The sequence below is a fragment of the Microbacterium jejuense genome, from assembly GCF_039544225.1.
In the GTDB taxonomy this organism is placed as follows: domain Bacteria; phylum Actinomycetota; class Actinomycetes; order Actinomycetales; family Microbacteriaceae; genus Microbacterium; species Microbacterium jejuense.
In genome coordinates this window covers 174,584-193,218 of sequence record NZ_BAABLG010000003.1, presented here as the reverse complement: position 1 = coordinate 193,218, position 18,635 = coordinate 174,584, and the positions used below count along the sequence as shown (strand labels likewise).

Sequence of the window (18,635 nt, the reverse complement as noted above, 5' to 3'; positions counted from 1 at the left end):
CTGCTCGCGCCCGTACCGTGGACGCCGCTGACCCACCGGCGTGGATCGTCCTCGGACGCACGTCACGGGGCGCCGTCGCGATTCTGCTCGATGCCGCGGCGACCGAGTACGCGCGTGACGACTTCGCCGAGGACGCTCTCGCGGCCTGGGTGGCCGAGGTCGAGGCGGCCCACGCCCCGCGCTGGGTCTGGAACGACGCGCCGCGCTGGCACCCGCTCCTCCTCGCGGCGGGAGTCCGCGTCGCCCGCTGTCACGATCTGCGGCTGTGTCATGCCATCCTGCGGGATTCGGCGCTCGTCGCGCCGACCTGCGCGATCGGGGACGCCGTGGAGTGGGATGCCGCACCCCACGCGCAGGAAGACATGGCTCCGGCGCTGTTCGAGCTCGACGGCGCCGCCTCCGGACGGACCGGGCTTCCCGACGGAGCAGACGATGCCCTCGCCGAGTTCGCCCGTCAGCGCGAGGCCATCGCCGGCTCGCGCGACCCGGGCCGCCTGCGACTGCTGACCGCGGCCGAGTCCGCCGGAGCTCTCATCGCCGCCGAGATGCGCGCGGCGGGGCTGCCGTGGGATGCCGCCGAGCACGACCGCATCCTCGTCGAGACGCTCGGTGAGCGACCGCTCGCCGGCGGGCAGCCGGCACGGCTGGCGGCCGCGGCCGCCCGGGTGCGGGACGCGCTGGGCGATCCGTCGGCCAGCCTCGATTCGCAGCCCAAGCTCCTGCGGGCGCTTCACCGCGTGGGCGTGCTGGTCGAATCGACGAGCAGGTGGGAGCTGGGCGAGCACCGGCATCCCGTCATCGAGCCGCTCCTGGAGTACAAGAAGCTGTCGCGGCTGCTGTCGGCCAACGGCTGGTCGTGGCTGGCCGAGTGGGTCGCGGACGGGCGATTCCGGCCCGTCTACATCCCGGGCGGCGTCGTCACCGGACGATGGGCGTCCTCGGGCGGCGGCGCGCTGCAGCTGCCGCGCCAGCTGCGCGAGGCGGTGCGCGCCGACCCCGGATGGCGGCTGGTCGTCGCCGACGTCGCGCAACTGGAGCCTCGGGTGCTCGCCGCGATGTCGGGAGACACCGCGCTCGCGGCCGCCGCACGCGGGCGCGACCTCTACGCCGGCATCGTCGAGAGCGGAGCCGTCGCCACACGCCAAGAGGCGAAGATCGCGATCCTCGGCGCGATGTACGGCGCCACGACGGGGGAGTCCGGGCGGCTCGTGCCGCGGCTCCGGCGCGCGTACCCGCGTGCCATGGGGCTGGTCGACGAGGCGGCGCGCACGGGCGAGGACGGCGGGATCGTCTCGACATGGCTCGGACGCACGTCGCCGCCGCCGTCGCCGGAGTGGTCGGCGCTGCAGTCGCGGGCGACGGAGGCCGAGGCATCCGGAGCCGACGAGACGCGCGCCAAGCGCTGGGCGCGCGATCGGGGCCGCTTCACCCGCAACTTCGTCGTGCAAGGCACCGCCGCGGAGTGGGCCCTGGCGTGGCTCGCCGATCTTCGCACGCGCCTCGCCGCGATGCCGCCCGTCGCGCCCGAGGTCGCGGCGCCGCGCTCCGGTCCGGTGTTCGCCGACCGCCCGCACCTCGCGTTCTTCCTGCACGACGAGGTGATCGTGCACACACCGGCGGAGCATGCGGACGCCGTCGTCCAGGCCGTCGAGGAGGCCGCTGCGGCGGCGGGTCGCCTGCTGTTCGGCGGCTTCCCGCTCGACTTCCGGCTCGACGTGCGCATCGCCGACACCGCGCTCAAGGACTGACGCGCAGCGCGGACCCAGTCCGCGACGATAGACTCGCCGACGCGAATGGGTCGGCTGGACGGTCGCGTCGCGGTCATGCCGCGCCGAGGAACGTCCGGGCTCCACAGGGCAGGGCGGTGGGTAACACCCACCCGGAGCGATCCGCGAGACAGTGCCACAGAGAGCAGACCGCCCGGCTTCGGCCGGGTAAGGGTGAAAGGGCGGTGTAAGAGACCACCGGGGTCGTGGTGACACGACCCGCACGGCAAACCTCGCCCGGAGCAAGGCCAGACAGGGGATGATGACGCGGCCCGCCGAGTCCCCGGGTAGGCCGCTGGAGCGGCACGGCAACGTGTCGCCGAGAGAGATGACCGTCCACGGGGCGTGAGCCCCCGGACAGAACCCGGCGTACAGGCCGGCCCATTCGCCCTCTCGACGCACGGCGGCTGAGCCGTGACGGCTCAGCCGCGCGCGAGTGCCGCCGCGCCGATGATCCCCGCGTTGTTGCGGTGCACCGCGGGCACGATGGGCGTGTTCAGGTCGAGAAGATGCAGGAACTGATCGGCGTGCTTCGAGACACCGCCGCCCACCACGAAGAGGTCAGGGCTGAACAGGAACTCGATGTGGCTGTAGTACCACTGCAGCCGCTTGGCCCACTTCTCCCACGACAGGTTGTGACGCTCCATGGCGGAGTACGCCGCGTAGGACTCGGCGTCGCCGCCGTGCTTCGCGCGCTGCACGTGCCCCAGCTCCGAGTTGGGCACGAGCACGCCGTCGTACAGCAGCGCCGAGCCGATGCCAGTGCCGAGGGTCGTGAGGATCGTGAGGCCCGCCTGATCCTTCGCCGCGCCGTAGCGGACCTCCGCGACGCCGGCGACGTCGGCGTCGTTGGCGAAGTGGATGTCGCGTCCGAGACCGTCCTCGAAGAACTTCTCGGCCTCGAAGCCGACCCACTGGTCCGAGACGTTCGCCGCCGACATCGTGCGTCCCTGCTTGATGATCGCGGGGAAGGCCACCCCCAGCGGCACCGATGCGTCGTCGGCGACGCCGAGGGTGGAGAGCACCTCGGTCACCGCGGCCAGCACGTCCGGCGGGTGGGCTCCCGCCGGCGTCGCGACCTTCACCCGATCGCTGACGAGTTCGCCGCGTTCGAGGTCCACGATGCCCGCCTTGATGCCGGTGCCGCCGATGTCCACGCCGACGGCGCGTGCCGCGTCAGATGCCATGCGGACAGCCTACCGACGACACGTCGCCGCGCTGGAGACTTCCCGGCCCGAGGCTTCCTCCGGCGGACCGAACGGCAGGGGGCGTCAGTAGGATCGTGCTGACGGCCACAGATCACGCGATCAGGGAGTGCGACGATGACCGACGGCAGCGAGAAGTACTGGTACAACCTCAAGACCGGCGAGGTCGAGAAGGGCTTCGAATCGCCCGCGCCCGACCGCGCCGGCCCGTTCGACACGCCGGAGGAGGCCGCGAAGGCGCCTGAGGTCATCCGGGAGCGCTCGAAGGCATGGGCCGATGAAGAGGCGCGCGAGGACTCGTGGGGGACCGGCTCCGTGTCGGAGGACCCCGGCGCCGACCAGTAGTCTGGCTTCGACCCGGCTCGTACCGACGAGCGGGCCAGATCGGGCACCGGAGAGGACGCGATGGACAAGCAGCGTGACTTCGTTCTGAGGACCATCGAGGAACGGGGCGTGAAGTTCGTCCGCCTGTGGTTCACGGATGTCATCGGCACGCTCAAGTCGGTCGCCATCGCACCGGCAGAGGTCGAGGGCGCCTTCGCCGAGGGGCTGGGCTTCGACGGGTCCGCCATCGAGGGACTCACGCGCTCGTACGAGTCCGATCTCTTGGCGCACCCCGACCCGACGACGTTCCAGATCCTGCCGTGGCGCGGCGAGATCGATCCGACGGCGCGCATGTTCTGCGACATCACGACGCCCGACGGGCAGCCCGCCGTCGCCGACCCGCGCCACGTGCTCAAGCGCACGCTCGCGAAGGCAGCCGATGCCGGGTTCACGTTCTACACGCACCCCGAGATCGAGTTCTACCTCCTCAAGTCTTCGGCGTTCGGCACCGATGGCCCCGAGCCTGTGGACTCGGCCGGTTACTTCGACAACGTCCCCGGTGGCACGGCGCACGACTTCCGCCGTCGCTCGGTGCGCATGCTCGAAGACCTCGGCATCTCGGTCGAGTACAGCCACCACGAGGGCGGTCCCGGTCAGAACGAGATCGACCTGCGGTACGCCGACGCACTGACCACCGCCGACAACATCATGACGTTCCGCACGGTCATCAAAGAGGTCGCGATCGAGCAGGGCGTGTACGCGACGTTCATGCCGAAGCCGATGACCGGCAAGCCCGGCAGCGGCATGCACACGCACATGTCACTGTTCGAGGGCGACGTCAACGCGTTCTACGAAGAGGGCGCCCAGTACCAGCTGTCGAAGGTCGGCCGCCACTTCATCGCGGGACTGCTGCGGCACGCGAACGAGATCTCGGCCGTCACGAACCAGTTCGTCAACTCGTACAAGCGCCTGTGGGGCGGCGACGAGGCGCCGAGCTTCATCTGCTGGGGCCACAACAACCGCTCCGCGCTCGTGCGCGTTCCGCTGTACAAGCCCAGCAAGGGCCAGTCGTCGCGGGTCGAGTACCGTGCGCTCGACTCCGCAGCCAACCCCTATCTCGCGTACGCGCTCATGCTCGCGGCCGGCCTCAAGGGCATCGAGAACGAGTACGAGCTCCCGCCCGAGGCCGAGGACAACGTCTGGTCGCTGACCGACGCCGAGCGTCGTGCGCTCGGCTACGCGCCGCTGCCGGCGAGCCTCGACCACGCCCTGGAGTACATGGAGGAATCCGAGCTCGTCGCCGAGACGCTGGGCGAGCAGGTCTTCAACCACGTGCTACTCAACAAGCGGCGCGAGTGGCAGGAGTACCGCTCCCAGGTCACGCCGTTCGAGCTCAAGAGCAACCTCGAGCTGCTCTGAGGCCGTCTGACGCATGTCTGCGAGCGACCGGCCCGGATCTCTCACCCCGCTCGCGCGCGTCGGCTTCAGCAGCCTCGGCGACGCCGAGCAGCTGCTGGACGAGCTCACCGGGCTGACCGGCATCCCTCGACAAGACGTGCTCGAGCGGGCGACGACCGCAGCCGATCCTGACGAGGCCCTGCACGCCGTCACGAAGCTCGCGCGACGCGACGACCAGGCGGTGCGGCGCGCCCATCGCCACGCCGGCGCGTGGCGCGCCCTGTGGGCGCTGCTGGGCGCCTCGACGGGGTTCGGCGAGTTCTTCGCACGCCATCCCGCCGAGATCGACGAGCTGGTGCACGTCGGTGATCGGCTGCCGACCGAGGCCGAGCTGCGTGAGGGCATGCTGGACGCGGTCGGCGCCGTCGACGGCTTCGCCGCGGACGGCGGCGAGAGCGCCTGGGTGGCGCTGCGGGTCCGCTACCGCCGCATGCTCGCCAGGATCGCCGCGTACGACCTGCTGAGCCCGTCTCCGGTCGACGAGATCGCCGCCGTGTCGATGCGGCTCGCGGATGCCGCGGGGGCCGCCCTGGAGGCATCCCTCGCCGTCGCCCGCACGCGGGTCTCGGGCGGCACCGCCGGCGTCGGGCTCTTCCCTCGCGAGCAGGTCGCCGAGGCGGGCCTCGCGATCATCGGCATGGGCAAGACCGGCGCCCGGGAGCTCAACTACGTCAGCGATGTCGACGTGATCTTCGTCGCGGGCGGGTCCGATGACGCGGTCGCCGAGTATGGCGAGAGCCGCATCGTCGACATCGCGACACGGCTCGCCGTGCAGACCATGCGCGGGATCTCGGGCGTCGAGATCGAGCCTCCGCTGTGGGAGGTCGACGCGAACCTCCGCCCCGAGGGCAAGCAGGGCGCGCTCGTGCGGACTGTCGAGTCCCATGTGGCCTACTACCAGCGGTGGGCGAAGAGCTGGGAGTTCCAGGCGCTGCTGAAGGCACGCCCGATCGCCGGGGACCCCGTCGTGGCCGCCGAGTATATCGCCGCCGTCCAGCCGAAGGTGTGGACCAGCGCGGCCCGCGAGAACTTCGTCGACAGCGTGCAGCGCATGCGCGAGCGGGTGACCGAGCACATCCCTGCCGCCGACGTTCCGTATCAGCTCAAACTCGGGCCGGGCGGCATCCGCGACATCGAGTTCACCGTGCAGCTCCTCCAGCTCGTCCACGGTCTGTCGGACGACCGCATCCGCCAGCGCGGCACGCTCGACGCCCTGGACGCCCTGGTCGCCGAGGGCTACATCGGCCGCGTCGAGGCGTCGGCGTTCTCGCACGACTACCGCGTGCTGCGACTGCTCGAGCACCGCGTGCAGCTGCGGCAGCTGCGGCGGACGCACCTGATGCCCTCGCGTCCCGAAGACCTCCGCGTCCTGGCACGTGCGACCGCCCTGGCCGACACGGGCCAGGCCGTCTGGGACCTGTGGGAGTCGACCAAGCGCGAGGTGCGCGACATCCACGTGCGCCTGTTCTACCGGCCGCTGCTGTCCGCTGTGGCGGCGCTGCCCGCCGACGAGCGGGTCCTGTCGACCGAGCAGGCGCACGACCGTCTCGCGGCGATCGGATTCGCCGACCCCGCCGGCGCCCTCCGGCACATCGCCGCCCTCACCACCGGTCTCAGCCGCAAGGCGACGATCCAGCGGCACCTGATGCCGGTGATGATCCGGTGGTTCGCGGACGGCGTCGACCCGGACTACGGTCTGCTCGCCTTCCGGCGGCTGAGCGAACGACTCGGCGACACGCACTGGTTCCTGCGTATGCTGCGCGACTCATCGGGCGCTGCTGAGAGCCTCTCCCGCGTGCTCTCGGGCTCACGGTACGTGGGCGAGCTCATCGAATGGATCCCCGAGTCGGCGGCGTGGCTCGACGACCCCGAACTGCTGCGCCCGCGCTCGGGTGTGGCGCTGCAGCAGGAGGCGCGAGCCATCCAGACCCGCCACGCGACGGTGACCGACGCCATGCGCGCCGTCCGCGCGCTCCGGCGCCGCGAGCAGCTGCGCCTCGCGATGGCCGCGATCCTCGGCGCCGTGACGATCGAGGAGGTCGCCGAGGCGCTCACGACGATCACCGAGGTCACCATCCAGGCGACGCTGCGGGCAGTGCGCCGCGACATCGTCCCGCCTGAGGATGCCGCGCTGGACTTCTCGGTCATCGCGATGGGCCGCTTCGGCGGCGCGGAGCTCGGGTTCGGCTCGGATGCCGACGTCATCTACGTGTACCGCGCGAACGGCATCGACCCGCAGCGCGCGCAGGAGCTGGCGCTGAAGCTCGTCGCCGGGCTGCGCACGCACTCCGAGGATCACCGCGTGCCGCTCGAGCTCGACGCCGATCTGCGGCCCGAGGGCCGCAACGGGCCGCTCGCGCGCTCGCTCGACGCGTATGCCGAGTATTACCGACGCTGGGCGCTGTCGTGGGAGGCACAGGCGCTGCTGCGGGCGCGTGGCGTCGCGGGCAGTGTCAAGCTGATCGCCGACTTCATGCAGCTCGCCGATCAGGTGCGGTACCCGTCGACCGTCGAGATCGCGGCGGTCCGTGAGATCAAGCGCATCAAGGCGCGGGTCGAGAGCGAGCGGCTGCCGCAGGGGGTCGATCCGTCCCGCCACCTCAAGCTCGGGCCCGGCTCGCTCAGCGACGTCGAGTGGCTCGTGCAGCTGCTGCAGCTGCAGCACGCGCACGCCGTGCCCGAGATGCGGACGACCTCCACGCTCGACGCCCTGAGCGCCGCGGTCGACGTGGGCCTGGTCCCGTCGACGTCGGCGGATCGGCTGGCCGCGGCGTGGCGCCTGGCGAGCCGGCTCCGCTCCGCCAACACGCTGCTGTCGGGCCAGACCAGCGACGTGCTGCCCGTCGACCGCAACAAGCTCGACGGCATCGGCCGCCTGCTGGAGTACCCGCCGCGCTCGGCCACCCGCGTCGAGGACGACTATCTCGGCACCACGCGTCGCGCCCGTCGCGTGTTCGAGAAGCTCTTCTACGGCTGACGGATGCCGCACCGCCGGCGGTTCCCACCGCCGGGGTCGACGGTCACGTCGCCGGGCACTGCGGGATGCCGTCGGTCCGGTCGCCCGCGAGCGGACTGCCGCTGACCGCGGCGACGACGCGGACCGCGCGGTCCCAGAACCGTGCATAGTGGTTCGGATCGTCGTTCACCTGTGTCCGGTGCGCGACGAGCGTGGGATCGAGCCCCGCCCGATCGGGCACGCGTTCGGCCATCGCCTGGTAGAACAGCACGGCGGCCGTGTACGGATCCAGACGGGCTTCGCGGGTTCCCCAGGAGTCCTGCTGCTGGAACAGCCCGAGCGACGTGGTGCGCGAGCCGTCGGGGTTGCGCACCCCGTTCGTCTCCCAGTCGCCGTACTCGAGGTTCCGCAGCGAGGACTCGCCCATCGCGGTCATCACGGCGATCGTCTGGTCGCGCTCGTCGAGGCCGAGGTCCCTGCCCGCGACGAGAACGGTGCAGGCGTTCGTGAGCTGCTCGACACGATACCCGGCGACCGCCGGAACGGGTTCCGCCCGATATCCGACGAACGCCTCGTCGAGCGACCGCGCGAGGAAGCCCGCGCCGACGAGGAACATCGCGACCAGTGCGATCGGCACCGCGATCGCCAGCGCGACACGCGGCCACCGGGACCGCCCCCGAGCGCGTCGCCGTCGCCCGCCGCGTCGTGGTGCCGATGCCTTCGGCCGCACCGCGCCGCCGGGACGCGTCTTCACGGCTGAACGGGCGGGCATGGTCTTCACCTTCGATGGGGGACGTGGCGGAGGGCTCTGTTCAGCCTAGGCCGCAGGCCGGGGTGCGGCATCCTTCCTCCCGCGCACGCAGAAGGGCCCCGGTCTCCCGGGGCCCTTCTGTCACGGTGCTGGAACGTCAGACGCCGAAGTACAGCTCGTACTCGAACGGGTGCGGCCGCGCGTTGAGCGGCTGGATCTCGTTCTCGATCTTGTACTCGATCCACGTCTCGATGAGCTCGGGCGTGAACACGCCGCCCTTGAGCAGGAACTCGTGGTCGGCGCGCAGCGCCTCGAGCGAGTCGAGCAGCGAGTTCGGCACCTGCGGGATGTTCTTCGCCTCCTCGGGGGGAAGCTCGTACAGGTCCTTGTCGACCGGCTCGTGCGGCTCGATGCGGTTCTGGATGCCGTCGAGGCCCGCCATCAGCTGGGCGGCGAAGGCGAGGTACGGGTTGCCCGAGGCGTCCGGCGCACGGAACTCGATGCGCTTGGCCTTGGGGTTGGAGCCCGTGATCGGGATGCGGATGGCCGCCGAGCGGTTGCCGGCCGAGTAGACCAGGTTGACCGGGGCCTCGTAGCCCTTGACGAGACGCTTGTACGAGTTGAGCGTCGGGTTGGTGAACGCGAGCAGCGCCGGCGCGTGGGCCAGGATGCCGCCGATGTACCAGCGGGCGAGGTCCGAGAGCTGCGCGTAGCCCTTCTCGTCGTAGAACAGCGGCTTGCCCTCGAGCCACAGCGACTGGTGCGTGTGCATGCCCGAGCCGTTGTCGCCGAAGAGCGGCTTGGGCATGAAGGTCGCGACCTTGCCCCACTCGTTCGCCACGTTCTTGACGATGTACTTGAACTTCAGGATGTCGTCGGCCGCGTGCACCATGGTGTCGAAGCGGTAATTGATCTCCTGCTGGCCGCCGGTGCCCACCTCGTGGTGCGCGCGCTCGAGGTGCAGGCCCGACTCGATGAGGCGCAGGCTGATGTCGTCGCGCAGGTCGGCCGTCTTGTCGACGGGCGAGACGGGGAAGTATCCGCCCTTGAAGGGGGTCTTGTTGGCGAGGTTGCCGCCCTCTTCGACGCGACCGGTGTTCCAGGCGCCCTCTTCGGAGTCGACCGAGTAGAAGCTGGAGTTCTGCTTCACCTCGTAGCGGACGTCGTCGAAGATGTAGAACTCGGCCTCGGGGGCGAAGAACGCGGTGTCGGCGATGCCGGTCGAGGCGAGATACTTCTCGGCCTTCTTGGCGACCTGACGCGGGTCCTTCGCGTAGATCTCACCGTTGCGGGGGTTGTAGATGTCGAAGACCATGATGAGGGTCTTCGCCTCACGGAACGGGTCGAGGTACGCCGTCGACACGTCCGGGATCAGCTGCATGTCCGATTCGTGGATGTTCGCGAAGCCTCGGATCGAGGAGCCGTCGAACAGCTGGCCGACCGTGAAGAACTCTTCGTCGACGGTCGAGGCCGGGATGTTGAAGTGCTGCTGCACGCCAGGAAGATCCGTGAAACGGATGTCGAGGAACTTGACGTCCTCGTCCTTGATGAACTTCAGCACCTCGGATGAATCTTTGAACATGAAGACTCCAGAGGTAGGGCATTCGGATCCGCCCGTGCGGGCCGGGCTCTTTGGCAAGCTACCGGCAGGGGATTGCCCGGCAGTATCACTAGTGTTTCAGGGATGTTACGACGGCCTGGGTACGCTTGAGAAGTGACGCAGAGCACTCAGGACTATCCCGGCGAACGCCTCGGACTCCCTCGCGAGGGCACCGGATCGATCGGCCACCTGGGCCGTCGCGTCGGCGCGCTGTTCATCGACTACGGTGCCGCCTACCTCATCTCGGGGTTCTTCGGTTGGGACCCGATGGCCATCCTCGCGCTGTTCGCCGCGATCCAGCTCGTGTTCCTGCCGACGCTGCAGGGGAGCCCCGGTCATCGCCTCTTCGGCCTGCGCCTCGTGCGCCTCGACGGCGCCTGGGTGGGCCTGTGGCGCCCCATCGTTCGCACGGCGCTCCTGATCCTCGTGATCCCCGCCGTCATCTGGGACGCCGACCACCGCGGTCTGCACGACAAGGTCGCCGGCACCGTCCTGCTCCGGGCCTGAGACGACATCAGCCGCGCCGGCGGAGGCCGGGCGCGGCTGATGATCAGGTCGCGAGGGGGATCAGCGTGGACGCGGTGCGCGCGCCTTCGTCGGGTCGATGCCCTTCGGGATCGGCAGCGACGTGAGCGACTGCGAGACGGACTCGATGCGCTTGATGACCGCGGCCTGCGTGGTGCGGTCGATCTTCTTCGGGAGCGCCTTGATGGTCGAGGCGAGCTTTGCGATCGTCACGTCGCCCTCGCCGTGGCCCACGTAGAGCACGGTGACGGGAACGCCCGCGGCCACGCGCTGCACCTTGGAGCGCTCGTCGTTGACGAGGCGCGTCAGGCGCCCGCGGGCACCCTCGCCCACGATCACGACGCCGCCCTTGCCGACCGCTCGGTACACGGCCTCCTGCGTCTTCGGGTTGATGCCGACGGGCATCTCGCTGGCCTGCCAGGAGCGGCCGAGCGAGGTCGAGAGCACGTGACCCGTCGCCCCCGGCATCCCGTCGATCTTCTTGTACATCGCCTGCGTCGACAGACGGGTCATCGTCATCATCGACGCGAGGATGCCGAGCATGAGACCCGTCACGCCCCACAGGATGACGCTCCAGATCGCCACCGGCGGGATCAGGAACCCGATCGTCACGCCGATGCCGGCGCCGACCAGCAGGATGCCGCCCAGCAGGAACGGCAGCCAGGGGAACGCCTTCTGCGTGAAGGTGTAGAGGGTACGGATCTGGGAGAAGAAACCCGGGCTCTTCTCGGGTGCGGAACTGCGCGCGGCCATACCTTCCAGCCTACCTTTCCGAGGGGGCTTACTCGGCTCCTCCCCAGCCGCGATTGCACGGTGGTCGTCCACAGATCGCAGATCGCAGCCCTCGGACCGCCCCGGGGGCGCCGACACTTGGGTGCGTGACCCCCGACGACGGCCTGCTCGCCAGCCCCTACCGCTCGGTGCGCACGGTGCGCGCGAAAGACGACGCGCCGTGGCCGGGGGTGCTCGTACGCGAAGTCGACGGCGCGATGCGGCATCTCGTCGATGTCCAGGATCTGGGCCCGTCGTGGACCGGATGGGATGCCGCATCCGGCGGCCACGTGCTCACCCCGCTCGACATCGCACGGCGCCGGGACGGGCACGACGTCGTGCTGCCGGTGTGTGTGGAGCGGCTCGATGACTTCCTGCGTCGTCGCGCGAACCGGCTGCCGCTGACGGCGGGCGAGGCGGTGACGCTGGGAGTCAGCCTGCTGCGCGGCTGCGCGCAGCTCGTGTCGGCGCCGCAGACGACGGGGGAATGGTGGCTGGACGACGCGGGGCGCCCTCTGCTCGCGACGGACGCGTCGCCCCGGCGAGCCTTCGAGGCGACAGCGGAGGCGATGGCGGGTCTCGACGTGGACGGCCCGCTGCAGCGGACCTGGGCCACGGCTCTGCGCGCGCTCACCGCCGAGCGCGTGTCGGTGCACGAGCTCACGGCGGCCGAGGATGCGCTGTTCGCGCTGGCGGTGCCCGAACCGCTGAGCACGACCAGCCTCGCGCCCCGGGCGGTCGTCGACATCGGCGGCGGCCAGCGCGCGGATCGCACGGTCATGGCCGAGCCGCCGGCGCGCTCGCTCTGGCAGAACCTGCTCGTCGGGGTCGACGACGACCTCGCCGACACGGTGTCGCGCACGACCACCGCGGTGTGGCGACGTCTTCGCGGCGGCGGCGCACGCGGTGCCTCGACGCCGGGTCGTCGACGGGCGCCGTGGCTCGTCGGGGGCGCCGTCGCAGCGGCCGTGCTCGCAGCCGGTGCTCTGTGGCCCGGCGGCGGTCCAGCCACTGCCGACGGCGCCGGGGGGATGGATCCCACGCCGACGGCCACGACCCTGATCGCGGACACGGGTGCGCCGGAGGGCACCCCGGCGGCCGAGGAAGGAGCGGACGACGCCGTGGCTCAGCCGGGCGATCTCGCCGCGGTGGCCGCCGCGCTGCTCGACGCGCGAGTCGCGTGCGCGGGGGAGTCCGGGTGTCTCGCGGACGTCCTCGTCGATCCGGCGACGGCACCGGCAGGAGGCGGAGTGATCGACCGCGCCGCTGCGGAGCGGACCGTCACGCTGCTCGATGACTTCGGCGATCTCGCCGTCCTCCGCGTCGACGCTGTCGATGCGCGGGAGGTGCCGCAGCTGATGGTGATCCTGCGCCGAGACGAGAAATGGCTGCTGCGCGACGTCAATGACGTCGCGCAGCAGCCGGAAGGTTGACCCGGTCGGGGTCAGATGCCGATCTGGCCCTCGAAGGCTGCCGCCTCGAGACGTGCCTTCACGGCGCTGAGGAAGCGGGCCGCGTCCGCGCCGTCGACGACGCGGTGGTCGTACGACAGCGCCAGGTACACGTACGAGCGCACCGAGATCGCATCCTTGCCGTCGACGCTCACGACGCCGGGGCGCTTGACGACGACGCCGGTGCCGAGAATGGCCGATTGGGGCAGGAACACCACAGGCGTGTCGAACAGCGCGCCGCGCGAACCCGTGTTGGTCAGCGTAAAGGTACCGCCCGCGAGCTCGTCCGGCTTCAGCTTGTTGTCGCGCGTGCGCGCAGCCAGGTCGGCGATCTCGTGCGCGATCTGCGCGAGGTTCTTCGCGGCCGCGTCACGCAGGACCGGTGTGAGCAGACCCCGCTCGGTGTCGACCGCGATCGACAGGTTCTCGGTGGCCGGGTAGACGATCTGGTCGCCGTCCACGGTCGAGTTGATCACGGGGTACGCCTGCAGGGCCTCGGCGGCCGCGAGAGCGAAGAACGGCAGGAACGACAGCTTGTCGCCGGTCTTGGCGAGGAAGTCGTTCTTCACGCGGTCGCGGTAGTTCGCGAGCTTGGTGACGTCGACCTCGACCACCGTCGTGAGCTGGGCCGTTGACTGCATCGACTCGACCGCACGCTGGGCGAGCACCTTGCGCAGACGCGACATCGGCTGCGTCGTGCCGCGCAGCGGCGAGACCTCGAGCGGCGCGGGCGCCGCAGCCGCGGCCGCGGCCGGTGCGGCAGCAGCGGGGGCGGCAGCAGACTCGGCGGCCTTGAGGACGTCCTCCTTGCGGATGCGGCCCCCGACACCGGTGCCCTTCACCGACGCCAGGTCGACGCCCTGCTGCTGCGCGAGACGGCGCACGAGCGGAGTCACGTAGGTCACGCCGTCGTCCTCGGCCGCAGCGGCGGCCGGAGCCGGTGCGGCAGCGGCCGGGGCAGCAGCGGGCGCAGGTGCCGGCGCCGGTGCGGCGGCAGGCGCCGGAGCAGCAGCGGGCGCCGGAGCCTCGGCGGCGGGAGCGGGAGCCTCGGCGGCGGGAGCGGGAGCAGCGCCGGCCTCGCCGATACGCGCGAGCGCGGCGCCGACGGCGACGGTCTCGTCCTCGCTCACGAGGATCTCCTGCAGCACGCCGGCGAACGGCGACGGGATCTCGGTGTCGACCTTGTCGGTCGAGATCTCCAGCAGCGGCTCGTCGACCGCGACCTCTTCGCCGACCTGCTTGAGCCACCGGGTGACGGTGCCCTCGGTGACGCTCTCGCCGAGCTCGGGGAGCACGACCTCCTTGCCGGTGCCGCCGGCAGCGGGAGCCGGGGCGGCGGGGGCTTCGGCCGCAGGAGCGGCTTCGGCAGCGGGCGCCTCGGCAGCGGGGGCCTCGGCAGGAGCGGCGGGGGCGGGCTCGGCGGCAGCGGCCTCAGGCGCGGGCGCGGCGGCGGGAGCGCTCGAGCCGTCGCCGATCTTGGCGAGGATGGCGCCGACCTCGACGGTCTCGTCCTCCTGCACGAGGATCTCCTCGATGACGCCGCTCACCGGCGAGGGGATCTCGGTGTCCACCTTGTCCGTGGAGATCTCGAGCAGGCCCTCGTCGGCCTGTACCGTGTCGCCGACGTTCTTGAGCCAGCGGGTGACCGTACCCTCGGTGACGCTCTCGCCGAGAGCGGGGAGGACCACGGATGTGCTCATGAGGAAGTCTCCTTCTGAATGAATATCGGATCTAGCTTAGTGATGGGGGGTGGACTGGAGGGTCAGAGCGCGTGCAGGGGCTTGCCTGCCAGGGCGAGGAAAGCCTCGCCCAGCGCTTCGGACTGCGTCGGGTGCGCGTGGATGAACGGCGCGATGTCTTCGGGGTGCGCCTCCCATCCCACCGCGAGCTGGCCTTCGGTGATGAGCTCGCCGACGCGGTCGCCGATGAGATGAACGCCGAGGACAGGACCGTCCTTGGCGCGCACCACCTTCACGATCCCGCTGGTGCCGAGGATCTCGCTCTTGCCGTTGCCGGCGAGGTTGTACTCGTACGCGACGACGCCGTCGGCTCCGAACTGCTCGGAGGCCTGGACCTCGGTCAGCCCGACGGAGGCGACCTCTGGGTGGCTGTACGTGACCTTGGGGATCTGCGTGTCGGGGATGACGACGGGGGACAGACCCGCGATCTCCTCGGCCACGAAGATCCCCTGCTGGAAGCCGCGATGTGCCAGCTGCAGGCCGGGCACGATGTCGCCGACGGCCCACACCTGGGGGACTCCGGTGCGCAGGCGCTCGTCGGTCAGGACGAAGCCGCGGTCCAGGCGCACGCCGGCCTCCTCGTAGCCGAGACCGCCGGTCGCCGGGCCGCGGCCGACGGCGACCAGCAGGTAGTCGGCGGTGAAGGCCTTGCCGTCCTCGAGCGTCACGGTGACGGCATCCGCCGTCTGCGTCGCCGATTGGAACCGCACCCCGAGGGAGTACTGGATGCCGCGCCGCCGGTACGCGCGCTCGAGAGCCTTGCTGAGCGCGAGATCCTCGTTGGGCACGAGGTGGTCCAGCGCCTCGACGATCGTGACCTCGGCGCCGAAGGAGCGCCAGACGCTCGCGAACTCGACGCCGATCACGCCACCGCCGAGGATCACGACGCGGGACGGGATCTCGTCGAGCTCCAGCGCCTGCTCGCTCGTGAGGATGCGCCCGCCGATCTCGAGGCCGGGGAGGGTCCGGCTGTAGGAACCGGTGGCGAGGATGACGTCGGTGCCGCGGTACACGTCGTCGCCGACACGCACGGCGGGACCGGCCTCGAGGCGGCCCTCGCCCGGCACGACGGTGATGCCGCGAGCCTTGACCAGCCCCTCGAGTCCCTTGAACTTCTTGGCGACGATGCCTTCGCGGTAGGCGCGCACGCCGGCGGGATCGATCCCGTCCAGCGTCGCGCGGACGCCGTAGGCGGCGGACTCGCGCGCCGTGTCGGCGACCTCGGCGGCGTGCAGCAGCGCCTTGGTGGGGATGCAGCCGCGGTGGAGGCAGGTGCCGCCGACTTTGTCCTTCTCCACCAGGGCGACGGTCTTGCCGAGCTCGGCCGCGCGCATCGCCGCGGCGTAGCCGCCGCTGCCGCCGCCCAGCACGACGAGGTCGAAGGTGTGGTCGGTCATCATGCCTCCGCGTCGAGGTCTGCCAGGACGAATCGGATCAGGCTGCGGACGCTCGCCGCGGTCGGACCCTTGTCGGTGAAGCCGTACGGTGCGCCTTTGAGGGTGCCCGAGCCGGCGATGTCGAGGTGCACCCAGGGGATGCGGGGCGCGTCGGCCTCGTCGCCGGTGCGGCCGACGAAGTGACGCAGGAACAGGCCCGCGAACAGCGAGCCGCCGGCGGGATCGCCGATCTTCGCGTTCTGCAGGTCCGCGATGGGGGAGTCGAGCTCTTCGACCATGTGGGCCGGCAGCGGGAGCTGCCACGCGAGCTCGCCGACTTCTCCGGCCGCGGCGAGGTAGCCGGCGACGGCCTGCTCGTCGCCCATCACGCCGGTGTGCCGCGTGCCGAGCGCGACAAGGATCGCCCCCGTCAGCGTCGCGACGTCCACGATCACGTCCGGGTGCTCGCGGCTGGCCGCGACGAGTCCGTCGGCGAGCACGAGGCGGCCCTCGGCATCCGTGTTGAGCACCTCGACTGTCGTGCCGTCGAGCATGCGCAGCACGTCACCAGGACGCGTGGCGCTGCCGGACGGCATGTTGTCGGCGACGCACAGCCACGCCGTCACGTGCACCGGCGCGGCCACGGCCGCTGCAGCCCGCACCACCGCGAGCACTGTCGCGGCGCCCGCCATGTCGTACTTCATGCCGACCATCGAAGCCGCCGGCTTCAGCGACAGACCGCCGGTGTCGAACGTGATGCCCTTGCCCACCAGCGCGATGTGACGGGTGGCGCCCGCCGGAGCGTAGTCGAGGCGCACGAGGCGCGGCGGACGCTCGGATCCCTGGCCGACGCCGAGGATGCCGCCGAATCCCTGCTCGCGCAGCGCCGTCTCGTCGAGGATCTGCACCTCGACCGGCAGCTCCGTCACGGCCTCCCGGGCGCGCTCGGCGACATCGGCAGGACTGAGCCACTCGGCCGGGATGTTGACGAGGTCCTTCACGAGCGCGACGGACGCCGCGGTCTCAGCGACGAGCTTCAGGGCGGCGTCGTCTGCCGCGGCGGTGCCGTGCACGACGACGCGCGAAGCGCGCGCCTTGGGGGCCTCGCTCTTGTAGCCGTCGAAGCGGTAGCCGCCCAGCGCTGCGCCCTCGGCCGCCGCGGTCCACAGGTCAGCCTCCGCGAACGGAGCCGCGACCGCGACGGTGGCGAACCCGGTGAACGACCGGATGCCCGCGCCGACCGCGTCACGCAGGGCCGCGGCATCCACCACCGCACCGGTGCCGACGACGGCCAGCGGCAGCGTCGTCACCTCGGGCGCGTAGACCCGCAGGAATGAACCGGACGCGCCGCTGAAGCCGACGGCCGACAGCGCATCGCGCAGCCCCGGCCAGTCCGACAGGTCGGGGGCGTTGTCGCCCTCGACCGGCGGCAGCGCCAGCAGCAGTGCATCGGCTTCGGACTCTCGGACGGATGTGGTGCGGTACTCGAGGTCGGGGAACGCCATGGTGTCCATCCTACGGAGCCGCGTGTTCGCTCTGAGCGCGACCGTCCCGCCCTCTGCCCCTCCGACGGCTCGTAGCATGGACCCATGCCTCTTTCCGGCCCGCTGTTCGAGCGCGCGGCATCCGCGCCCCCGGTACCGCGCGGTCTGCCGCTGGTGATCGCCCTGACCGGCTTCACCGATGCCGGCAGCGCCGTGAGCCGTGTCATCGACTATGTCCGCGACGACCTGTCGCCGACACCGCTCGTGGTGTTCTCGAACGACACGCTCCTGGACTACCGGGCGCGGCGGCCGATCGTCTCGTTCGAGAAGGATCACCTGACGGACTACCGTCCGCCGCGTCTGGAGCTCGCCTTCGCGCACGACTCGCTCGGGCAGCCGTTCCTCGTGCTGTCGGGGTTCGAGCCGGATTTCGCGTGGGACGCGTTCGCCACCGCCGTCGTCGACTTCACCGAGGTGTACGGCGTCTCCACAGTCACGTGGGTGCACGCGATCCCGATGCCGGTGCCGCACACGCGGCCGATCGGCACGACCGTGAGCGGCACCCGGACCGAGCTCACCGAGGCGCACTCCGTGTGGCAGCCGCATACGCAGGTGCCCGCGACCGCCGGGCATCTGCTCGAATACCGGCTCGCCGAGGCGGGTGTGCGCGTCGCCGGCTTCGTGCTCCTCGTGCCCCACTACCTCGGCGACTCCGAGTACCCCGCGGCGGCGCTCGCGGCTCTCGACAGCCTCACGGTCGCCACCGGTCTGGTCTTCGCGGGCGATGAGCTGCGGGATGAGAATCGGGAGTACCTCGAAAAGGTGACCGAGCAGATCGAGGGAAGTGACGAGCTGGCGCGCATGGTCGAAGGGCTCGAGGAGCGGTACGACGCCTACATGGCCGGATCCACCCTCGCGACGCCGATGATCCACACCGGCGACCTGCCGAGCGCGGACGAGCTGGCCGCCGAATTGGAGCGGTTCCTCGCGACCCGCCCCGGCGAGGATGACAAGCGTCCCTGACACGTCATCCGCGGGCATCCGGAATTCTCGTTCCGGCCCGCGCGTTGTGTTGTGTGTGGAGGTGCGCAGGCCTCACCGACACGACGCCGGAATGCGATCGTGCAGTGCTGGCGGTGCACGGCAAGTATGAGATACTAGACGCTCTGACCCGTTGTCAACCGTCTTCGCACGAGCAATCTGCGAAGGCCGGGACTTGACAAGGGTCT

At 70.9% G+C, this 18,635-nt stretch carries 14 protein-coding genes and 1 other RNA gene; 8 read left to right on the top strand and 7 right to left on the bottom strand.

All coding sequences use genetic code 11. The features are described from left to right. Positions 1 to 17 precede the first annotated feature (17 nt). Complete coding sequence (locus ABEA46_RS05155) at positions 18 to 1,748, top strand: bifunctional 3'-5' exonuclease/DNA polymerase (RefSeq protein ID WP_345543294.1); 1,731 nt, start codon at positions 18 to 20, stop codon at positions 1,746 to 1,748. Between the two features lie 46 nt (positions 1,749 to 1,794). After that, an RNA gene (gene rnpB, locus ABEA46_RS05150) (RNase P RNA component class A) lies at positions 1,795 to 2,154 on the top strand. A 34-nt stretch (positions 2,155 to 2,188) separates the two neighbouring features. On the opposite strand, the gene ppgK is transcribed toward rnpB, so the two are convergent. Beyond that, a complete protein-coding gene (gene ppgK / locus ABEA46_RS05145) occupies positions 2,189 to 2,953 on the bottom strand; it encodes a polyphosphate--glucose phosphotransferase (RefSeq protein WP_345543293.1) in 765 nt (254 codons plus the stop codon). A gap of 135 nt (positions 2,954 to 3,088) precedes the next feature. Here ppgK and ABEA46_RS05140 point away from each other — a divergent pair, with 135 nt between their 5' ends. The 3 genes from ABEA46_RS05140 to ABEA46_RS05130 are packed head-to-tail and all read left to right on the top strand — an operon-like array spanning position 3,089 to position 7,730. Next, entirely contained in the window at positions 3,089 to 3,316 is a 228-nt protein-coding gene (locus tag ABEA46_RS05140; protein WP_345543292.1) for an SPOR domain-containing protein, read from the top strand. Between the two features lie 60 nt (positions 3,317 to 3,376). After that, complete coding sequence (glnA, locus tag ABEA46_RS05135; RefSeq protein ID WP_345543291.1) at positions 3,377 to 4,714, top strand: type I glutamate--ammonia ligase; 1,338 nt, start codon at positions 3,377 to 3,379, stop codon at positions 4,712 to 4,714. A 13-nt stretch (positions 4,715 to 4,727) separates the two neighbouring features. Continuing rightward, a complete protein-coding gene (locus tag ABEA46_RS05130) occupies positions 4,728 to 7,730 on the top strand; it encodes a bifunctional [glutamine synthetase] adenylyltransferase/[glutamine synthetase]-adenylyl-L-tyrosine phosphorylase (RefSeq protein ID WP_345543290.1) in 3,003 nt (1,000 codons plus the stop codon). 43 nt (positions 7,731 to 7,773) lie between these two features. Here ABEA46_RS05130 and ABEA46_RS05125 read toward each other — a convergent pair whose 3' ends face one another. Both ABEA46_RS05125 and glnA (ABEA46_RS05120) read right to left on the bottom strand, forming a co-directional pair. Then, entirely contained in the window at positions 7,774 to 8,346 is a 573-nt protein-coding gene (locus ABEA46_RS05125) for a peptidase M23 (RefSeq protein ID WP_345543289.1), read from the bottom strand. Between the two features lie 271 nt (positions 8,347 to 8,617). After that, positions 8,618 to 10,042: a type I glutamate--ammonia ligase gene (gene glnA / locus ABEA46_RS05120; RefSeq protein WP_345543288.1), complete on the bottom strand. Its 1,425-nt coding sequence runs from the start codon at positions 10,040 to 10,042 to the stop codon at positions 8,618 to 8,620. 132 nt (positions 10,043 to 10,174) lie between these two features. On the opposite strand from glnA (ABEA46_RS05120), the gene ABEA46_RS05115 reads away from it, so the two are divergent. Beyond that, positions 10,175 to 10,567 (top strand): RDD family protein, encoded by a 393-nt coding sequence (locus ABEA46_RS05115; RefSeq protein ID WP_345543287.1) that lies wholly within the window; start codon positions 10,175 to 10,177, stop codon positions 10,565 to 10,567. Between the two features lie 60 nt (positions 10,568 to 10,627). Here ABEA46_RS05115 and ABEA46_RS05110 read toward each other — a convergent pair whose 3' ends face one another. Beyond that, positions 10,628 to 11,338, bottom strand: coding sequence for a DUF4191 family protein (locus ABEA46_RS05110; RefSeq protein ID WP_345543286.1), 711 nt, complete (start codon positions 11,336 to 11,338; stop codon positions 10,628 to 10,630). Positions 11,339 to 11,463: 125 nt separating this feature from the next. On the opposite strand from ABEA46_RS05110, the gene ABEA46_RS05105 reads away from it, so the two are divergent. Then, the gene (locus ABEA46_RS05105; RefSeq protein WP_345543285.1) at positions 11,464 to 12,789 is read left to right on the top strand and encodes a hypothetical protein; all 1,326 of its coding nucleotides are present in this window, start codon (positions 11,464 to 11,466) and stop codon (positions 12,787 to 12,789) included. Positions 12,790 to 12,800: 11 nt separating this feature from the next. Here the strand turns inward: ABEA46_RS05105 and sucB are convergent, their stop codons facing one another. The 3 genes from sucB to ABEA46_RS05090 form a co-directional block, all read right to left on the bottom strand. Beyond that, the gene (gene sucB / locus ABEA46_RS05100) at positions 12,801 to 14,507 is read right to left on the bottom strand and encodes a 2-oxoglutarate dehydrogenase, E2 component, dihydrolipoamide succinyltransferase (protein WP_345543284.1); all 1,707 of its coding nucleotides are present in this window, start codon (positions 14,505 to 14,507) and stop codon (positions 12,801 to 12,803) included. A 62-nt stretch (positions 14,508 to 14,569) separates the two neighbouring features. Next, entirely contained in the window at positions 14,570 to 15,943 is a 1,374-nt protein-coding gene (lpdA, locus tag ABEA46_RS05095; RefSeq protein ID WP_345543283.1) for a dihydrolipoyl dehydrogenase, read from the bottom strand. Then, on the bottom strand, positions 15,943 to 17,427 hold the full coding sequence (locus tag ABEA46_RS05090) for a leucyl aminopeptidase (protein WP_345543282.1): 1,485 nt from the start codon (positions 17,425 to 17,427) through the stop codon (positions 15,943 to 15,945). Before ABEA46_RS05090 ends, lpdA begins: the two co-directional genes overlap by 1 nt. Before the next feature lie 84 nt (positions 17,428 to 17,511). Between ABEA46_RS05090 and ABEA46_RS05085 the strand changes: the two genes are divergently transcribed. Then, entirely contained in the window at positions 17,512 to 18,429 is a 918-nt protein-coding gene (locus ABEA46_RS05085) for a proteasome assembly chaperone family protein (protein ID WP_345543281.1), read from the top strand. Positions 18,430 to 18,635 lie beyond the last annotated feature (206 nt).